We start from the raw sequence: 6407 nt of genomic DNA, 5'->3' as shown, positions 1-6407 counted from the left end.
GCCCGCCCCGAAACCGCACCGCCCGATCCCCACTCCGGGCGAGGTCTTCCCCCGCCGCAAGCCGAACCCGCCCTCCGAAGATCCCCCGCAGCAGCGGCTCGCGGCGGGGTGAGGACGACGGCGCGGCGGGGGCACCCCGGCCGGGACGGGGCGGATGCCGTGGCTACCCTGGAGGCATGGACTACGTCTCCGCGCTCGTGCCTCCGGTCGTCATGGCCGTGTTCTTCATCGGTGTGGTCAGGGTGATCGTGAAGACCCAGGGCGGGGCCGCCAAGGCCAAGGAGGACGCGGCCGTCGACGCCGCCCTCGCGCGCTCGGAGGGCGTCCGCGAGGTCTCCGCCGGCGGCGACGCCTGAAGCAGCCCCGGCCCCGGCCCGGCCCCGGCCGGACCTCTTGGCGTACGGCTCGTACTTTCGAGCCGTACGCCCTTTTTGTCCCCATTTGCAACCGAAAGTGCACGTCCGGCACGCCATTGCCGGGATCTCCCACTATTGTTCTGAGCTGTGCCTCGCCCATTGGGAGAACTCGAAGACGCGGTCATGACGCGGGTGTGGAAGTGGAACCGCCCGGTGACCGTTCGAGAAGTCCTGGAAGACCTTCAGCAGGAACGGTCCATCGCCTACACCACCGTGATGACCGTTTTGGACAATCTCCATCAGAAGGGCTGGGTGCGCCGTGAGGCGGAAGGCCGGGCCTATCGATATGAGGCCGTCTCCACGCGCGCCGCGTACGCCGCCGCCCTGATGAACGACGCCTGGTCGCAGAGCGACAACCCCGCCGCCGCTCTCGTCGCCTTCTTCGGGATGATGAGCGCCGAACAGCGCCAGGCCCTCAGTGACGCCGTACGCATCGTCCAGGGACCGGAAACCCCGGATACCGTCACCGATACCGGGGACCAGAACCCCGGCTCGGCACAGGACGGCGGCGACCGATAGCGTCCGCTCATGTCCGCAGAGCGCCCCGAAGTCACCCCGAAAGCCATCACCGTCCGGCGGGCCCGGACCAGCGATGTGCCGACCGTGCGCCACCTCCTCGACGCCTACGTCCGCGACCGCATCCTGCTCGACAAAGCGACGGTGACGCTTTACGAGGACATCCAGGAGTTCTGGGTCGCGGAACGGGGCGCCGGCTCGAGTACTGAGGTGGTCGGCTGCGGCGCACTGCACGTGATGTGGGAAGACCTCGCGGAAGTCCGCACTCTCGCGGTGAAGCCCGGACTGAAGGGCGCCGGCGTCGGGCACCAGTTGCTGGAGAAGTTGCTGGAGACCGCGCGTTGGCTCGGCGTTCGCCGCGTATTCTGTCTGACCTTCGAAGTGGACTTCTTCGGGAAGCACGGCTTCGTCGAGATCGGCGAGACGCCGGTGGACAGGGATGTCTACGCGGAGCTCTTGCGTTCCTATGACGAGGGCGTCGCGGAGTTCCTCGGTCTCGAACGAGTGAAACCGAACACCTTGGGCAACAGCCGGATGCTTCTGCATCTGTGATCGCCGGGCTTCGCCGGGTATTCCGGCCCTCCGGGCTTGCCCAGGTTCCCTATGTCCGAAACGCGCATGTTTCCGGGTCGGGGTACCCCCTGAGTCTCTCCCAGGGGTTTGTGTTTTTCCCGCAAAAGCGGTTTGCTTTCCGACGTACTGCAGTACTGCATATAACAGGGGGCGGCGAAACGGCGGACGCCGCACACCCCCGGCCCTCAAGTTATCGATGAAAGGAAATCCGGTGGCACAGAAGGTTCAGGTCCTTCTTGTCGACGACCTCGACGGCGGCGAGGCGGACGAGACCGTGACGTTCGCGCTGGACGGCAAGACGTACGAGATCGATCTCACGACCAGCAATGCGGACAAGCTGCGCGGCCTTCTCGACCCCTATGTGAAGGGTGGTCGTCGTACCGGAGGCCGTGCTTCGGGCGGTCGCGGAAAGGCCCGTGCCGCTTCCGGTGGCAGCCAGGACACCGCGCAGATCCGTGCCTGGGCGAAGGAGAACGGTTACGAGGTCAACGACCGCGGCCGTGTTCCCGCGTCCATCCGCGAGGCCTACGAGAAGGCCAACGGCTGAGAAGCCGACGGCCCGGCGCATGCGCGCCGCAGCCGGATCCGGTGGCACTGTGTCGCCACCGTGTCCACCAGTCGCACGAGATCGGGGGCGCCCCCCACGACGCCCCCCATGGCCGACAAGCTCGGCAGCGATGCCTCGACCCCGCATCCCGGCTCGGGGGGCCGCAGCCACACGGCGGCCCCCTGCATGGGGCCGGTCCCGGACCCGGACGACCCGACAAGCGGTCGCGGTCCGGTGGAGACCGGCTCGGGGGGCGGTGGCGCGTCCATGCGCCCGTCCGCGCCCAGCGCGACCAGGTCGAGGGCCAGTGAGCCCCACTCCAGCCAGTCCAGCAGCCCCGGCAGCTCCTCCGCGCCGCCCGCGGCCACCAGCAGCCGCATCCGGTCGCCCTGCAGGGCCACGGGAGAGCCCGGCCCCAGGCGCCGCAGCGCCGCGGCGCCCGCCTCGGCCGGTACGTCCAGGACGTCGAAGCGCAGGCCGGTGCGCAGCCCGACCGGCTCACCGGGCACTGTCGCCCACCCCAGTTCGTTCTCGTACCAGTGCCGGATCCGGGTGCCGGAAGCGCCCGGATCGCGTCGGCGCCGCCGCTGACCGTGCGGATCGAGTGGACGACGGGGGAGTGGTACCCGTGGGACTGCGCCAGCCATGCCAACTGCAACCGTCGCGAACGCCCGCGGGTTACGCTGGGTATATCGACGATTGCGCACAGTGCCGAAAAAGGGGGCGCGTGGGGGGCTGGGGAGGCGCAAGGTTGTTCGCCCATAGCGGAGGGAACCGGTGCGCTCGGCATGGACTGTCCGTCGCTGCGGGTAAGACATCCCTAGTGGGAGGGGGCGACACGCAGGACGGGACGTCTCACGTTCGCCATCGGCGTACTGGCGAGTGGGGTAACTGCCTGGCCTGCGGGAACATCGTCTCGCACCATCGGGTTGGAGCAGATGTCGGCGTTCGGGGTCAGGAGGCCATCGACGGTGTCGGCAGTTGGAATGAGCGGTCCCCGCTTGCGGGACTAAGCTGCGGAAGGACAGGGAGGGGAAGTTCCCCCCACTGCCTGACCGCTCTGAGGAGCGATTAACGATGTTCGAGAGGTTCACCGACCGCGCGCGGCGGGTTGTCGTCCTGGCTCAGGAAGAAGCCCGGATGCTCAACCACAACTACATCGGCACCGAGCACATCCTCCTGGGCCTGATCCACGAGGGTGAGGGTGTCGCCGCAAAGGCCCTGGAGAGCCTCGGCATTTCGCTTGAGGCGGTCCGCCAGCAGGTGGAGGAGATCATCGGCCAGGGCCAGCAGGCCCCGTCCGGGCACATCCCCTTCACTCCCCGTGCCAAGAAGGTCCTGGAGCTGTCGCTCCGCGAGGCCCTCCAGCTGGGCCACAACTACATCGGCACGGAGCACATCCTGCTCGGCCTGATCCGTGAGGGCGAGGGCGTCGCCGCCCAGGTCCTGGTCAAGCTGGGCGCCGATCTCAACCGGGTGCGGCAGCAGGTCATCCAGCTGCTCTCCGGCTACCAGGGCAAGGAGACCGCCACCGCCGGCGGCCCTGCCGAGGGCACCCCCTCGACGTCCCTGGTCCTCGACCAGTTCGGCCGGAACCTCACCCAGGCCGCTCGTGAGTCCAAGCTCGACCCGGTCATCGGGCGCGAGAAGGAGATCGAGCGGGTCATGCAGGTGCTGTCCCGCCGTACGAAGAACAACCCGGTCCTGATCGGTGAGCCCGGCGTCGGCAAGACCGCCGTCGTCGAGGGTCTCGCCCAGGCCATCGTCAAGGGCGAGGTGCCCGAGACCCTCAAGGACAAGCACCTCTACACCCTGGACCTCGGCGCGCTGGTCGCCGGCTCCCGCTACCGCGGTGACTTCGAGGAGCGCCTGAAGAAGGTGCTCAAGGAGATCCGCACCCGCGGCGACATCATCCTGTTCATCGACGAGCTCCACACGCTGGTCGGTGCGGGTGCCGCCGAGGGCGCCATCGACGCGGCTTCCATCCTGAAGCCGATGCTGGCCCGCGGTGAGCTGCAGACCATCGGTGCGACCACCCTGGACGAGTACCGCAAGCACCTGGAGAAGGACGCGGCCCTGGAGCGCCGCTTCCAGCCCATCCAGGTCGCCGAGCCGTCCCTGCCGCACACGATCGAGATCCTCAAGGGTCTGCGTGACCGGTACGAGGCCCACCACCGCGTCTCCATCACCGACGAGGCGCTGGTCCAGGCCGCCACCCTGGCCGACCGGTACATCTCCGACCGCTTCCTGCCGGACAAGGCGATCGACCTGATCGACGAGGCCGGCTCCCGGATGCGCATCCGCCGGATGACCGCTCCGCCGGACCTGCGCGAGTTCGACGAGAAGATCGCCGCCGTCCGCCGGGACAAGGAGTCCGCGATCGACTCGCAGGACTTCGAGAAGGCCGCCTCCCTGCGCGACAAGGAGAAGCAGCTCCTGGCCGCCAAGGCCAAGCGGGAGAAGGAGTGGAAGGCCGGCGACATGGACGTCGTGGCCGAGGTCGACGGCGAGCTGATCGCCGAGGTCCTCGCCACGGCCACCGGCATCCCGGTCTTCAAGCTGACCGAGGAGGAGTCCAGCCGCCTGCTCCGCATGGAGGACGAGCTCCACAAGCGGGTCATCGGCCAGGTCGACGCCGTCAAGGCGCTGTCGAAGGCGATCCGCCGTACGCGCGCCGGCCTCAAGGACCCGAAGCGTCCGGGTGGTTCGTTCATCTTCGCCGGCCCGTCCGGTGTCGGTAAGACCGAGCTGTCCAAGGCGCTCGCCGAGTTCCTCTTCGGCGACGAGGACGCGCTGATCTCCCTCGACATGTCGGAGTTCAGCGAGAAGCACACGGTGTCGCGTCTCTTCGGCTCGCCCCCCGGCTACGTGGGCTACGAAGAGGGCGGCCAGCTGACCGAGAAGGTCCGCCGCAAGCCGTTCTCCGTCGTCCTCTTCGACGAGGTGGAGAAGGCCCACCCGGACATCTTCAACTCGCTGCTGCAGATCCTGGAGGACGGTCGCCTGACCGACTCCCAGGGCCGGGTCGTGGACTTCAAGAACACGGTCATCATCATGACGACCAACCTCGGCACCCGGGACATCTCCAAGGGCTTCAACCTGGGCTTCGCGGCCACGGGTGACACGAAGTCCAACTACGAGCGCATGAAGAACAAGGTCCAGGACGAGCTCAAGCAGCACTTCCGGCCCGAGTTCCTGAACCGCGTCGACGACGTGGTCGTCTTCCCGCAGCTGACGCAGGCGGACATCCTGCGGATCGTCGACCTGATGATCAGCAAGGTGGACGAGCGCCTCAAGGACCGGGACATGGGCATCGAGCTCTCCCAGTCCGCCAAGGAGCTGCTGGCCAAGAAGGGTTACGACCCCGTGCTGGGTGCCCGGCCGCTGCGCCGCACCATCCAGCGCGAGATCGAGGACACGCTCTCCGAGAAGATCCTCTTCGGCGAGCTGCGCCCCGGTCACATCGTGGTCGTGGACACCGAGGGCGAGGGTGAGACCAAGACCTTCACCTTCCGCGGCGAGGAGAAGTCGGCCCTGCCGGACGTCCCGCCGATCGAGCAGGCGGCCGGCGGAGCCGGGCCGAACCTGAGCAAGGACGCCTGACCCTCAGCGGGTTGAGCCGAAGAAAGGGGCCGGTGCTTTCGAGCACCGGCCCCTTTCGCGTGCGCTGGGGAGAATCGCGACTACGACAGCTGACCGTTGTAGTCCGGCAGCTTGTACGTCTTGTCGGCGTGGCCGCCCGACAGGTCGGTGGCGCTGTTGCCGATGTTCGCGATGATGTCGTAGCCCTTGTTCTCGATGTCGACGCGCTGGGCGGTCTTGTAGGCGGCGACGTCCTTGAAGAGGTCGAACAGGCCGCGCACGTACAGGCCGGAGACGTCGTAGCCGTCGTGTTCGAGGTTGTACTCGGTGGGCCAGTAGATGATGCCCGGGCGAGCGGTGACGAAGAACAGGGAGACGCCGTGCTCCTGGGCGTACTTGGCCACGTTCAGGACCGGCTTGTTGGCCGGCTGCGGGTACGTGAAGCCGAAGTCGGTCTCCAGCGTGGTGTTGTCGATGTCGAAGACGATCGCCTGCTTCTCGCCCGGCTTGGCGGCGGCGATACGGGCCTTCAGGTACGGCAGGGCCTGGTCCATCACCGTCTGGCAGTCCTTCTGCCAGGTGGCGTAGTCGACCTTGGCGGCGGAGCTGCTCGTGGCCGCGGAGTCGCTCGCGGCCGCGGCGTCGGCCGGCGCGGCCATCGCGGCCAGGGCGGCCACGGAGACGGCGGTCACGGATAGGCGGCGCGCCCAGGGGCGTCTGGTCATCGGTGGGGGTCCTCTCACGTCCGTACGCTGCATGCGCCTGGTGTCAGG

Annotated in this window: 7 protein-coding genes; 5 read left to right on the top strand and 2 right to left on the bottom strand. The window is 68.0% G+C overall.

All coding sequences use genetic code 11. From position 1 onward, the window contains the following. Positions 1–176: 176 nt before the first annotated feature. The 4 genes from IPZ69_RS38595 (at position 177) to IPZ69_RS38580 (ending at position 2052) form a co-directional block, all read left to right on the top strand. Positions 177–356 (top strand): hypothetical protein, encoded by a 180-nt coding sequence (locus IPZ69_RS38595; protein ID WP_235459391.1) that lies wholly within the window; start codon positions 177–179, stop codon positions 354–356. Positions 357–539: 183 nt separating this feature from the next. Beyond that, a complete protein-coding gene (locus tag IPZ69_RS38590; protein ID WP_235459390.1) occupies positions 540–935 on the top strand; it encodes a BlaI/MecI/CopY family transcriptional regulator in 396 nt (131 codons plus the stop codon). A 9-nt stretch (positions 936–944) separates the two neighbouring features. Beyond that, on the top strand, positions 945–1484 hold the full coding sequence (locus IPZ69_RS38585) for an amino-acid N-acetyltransferase (RefSeq protein WP_235459389.1): 540 nt from the start codon (positions 945–947) through the stop codon (positions 1482–1484). 232 nt (positions 1485–1716) lie between these two features. Continuing rightward, positions 1717–2052, top strand: coding sequence for a histone-like nucleoid-structuring protein Lsr2 (locus IPZ69_RS38580; RefSeq protein ID WP_235459388.1), 336 nt, complete (start codon positions 1717–1719; stop codon positions 2050–2052). On the opposite strand, the gene IPZ69_RS38575 is transcribed toward IPZ69_RS38580, so the two are convergent. Next, positions 2031–2699: an SCO3374 family protein gene (locus IPZ69_RS38575; protein ID WP_235459387.1), complete on the bottom strand. Its 669-nt coding sequence runs from the start codon at positions 2697–2699 to the stop codon at positions 2031–2033. The two genes, IPZ69_RS38580 and IPZ69_RS38575, sit on opposite strands and share 22 nt — an antisense overlap. A 430-nt stretch (positions 2700–3129) precedes the next feature. Between IPZ69_RS38575 and IPZ69_RS38570 the strand changes: the two genes are divergently transcribed. Next, entirely contained in the window at positions 3130–5655 is a 2526-nt protein-coding gene (locus tag IPZ69_RS38570; RefSeq protein ID WP_235459386.1) for an ATP-dependent Clp protease ATP-binding subunit, read from the top strand. An 80-nt stretch (positions 5656–5735) separates the two neighbouring features. Here the strand turns inward: IPZ69_RS38570 and IPZ69_RS38565 are convergent, their stop codons facing one another. Further along, a complete protein-coding gene (locus IPZ69_RS38565; protein ID WP_235459385.1) occupies positions 5736–6359 on the bottom strand; it encodes an HAD family acid phosphatase in 624 nt (207 codons plus the stop codon). Positions 6360–6407: the final 48 nt, after the last annotated feature.

This window comes from Streptomyces olivochromogenes, assembly GCF_021538895.1.
Classification (GTDB): domain Bacteria; phylum Actinomycetota; class Actinomycetes; order Streptomycetales; family Streptomycetaceae; genus Streptomyces; species Streptomyces olivochromogenes_A.
Note: the sequence above shows the minus strand (reverse complement) of the source record. Positions and strands in the feature narration are given on the sequence as shown.

Excerpts from the sequence above, each read along its gene's own strand:
- IPZ69_RS38595 (WP_235459391.1), top strand. The coding sequence starts at position 177 with ATGGACTACGTCTCCGCGCTCGTGCCTCCGGTCGTCATGGCCGTGTTC.
- IPZ69_RS38590 (WP_235459390.1), top strand. The coding sequence starts at position 540 with ATGACGCGGGTGTGGAAGTGGAACCGCCCGGTGACCGTTCGAGAAGTC.
- IPZ69_RS38565 (WP_235459385.1), bottom strand. The coding sequence starts at position 6,359 with ATGACCAGACGCCCCTGGGCGCGCCGCCTATCCGTGACCGCCGTCTCC.
- IPZ69_RS38570 (WP_235459386.1), top strand. The coding sequence starts at position 3,130 with ATGTTCGAGAGGTTCACCGACCGCGCGCGGCGGGTTGTCGTCCTGGCT.
- IPZ69_RS38575 (WP_235459387.1), bottom strand. The coding sequence starts at position 2,699 with ATGGCTGGCGCAGTCCCACGGGTACCACTCCCCCGTCGTCCACTCGAT.
- IPZ69_RS38585 (WP_235459389.1), top strand. The coding sequence starts at position 945 with ATGTCCGCAGAGCGCCCCGAAGTCACCCCGAAAGCCATCACCGTCCGG.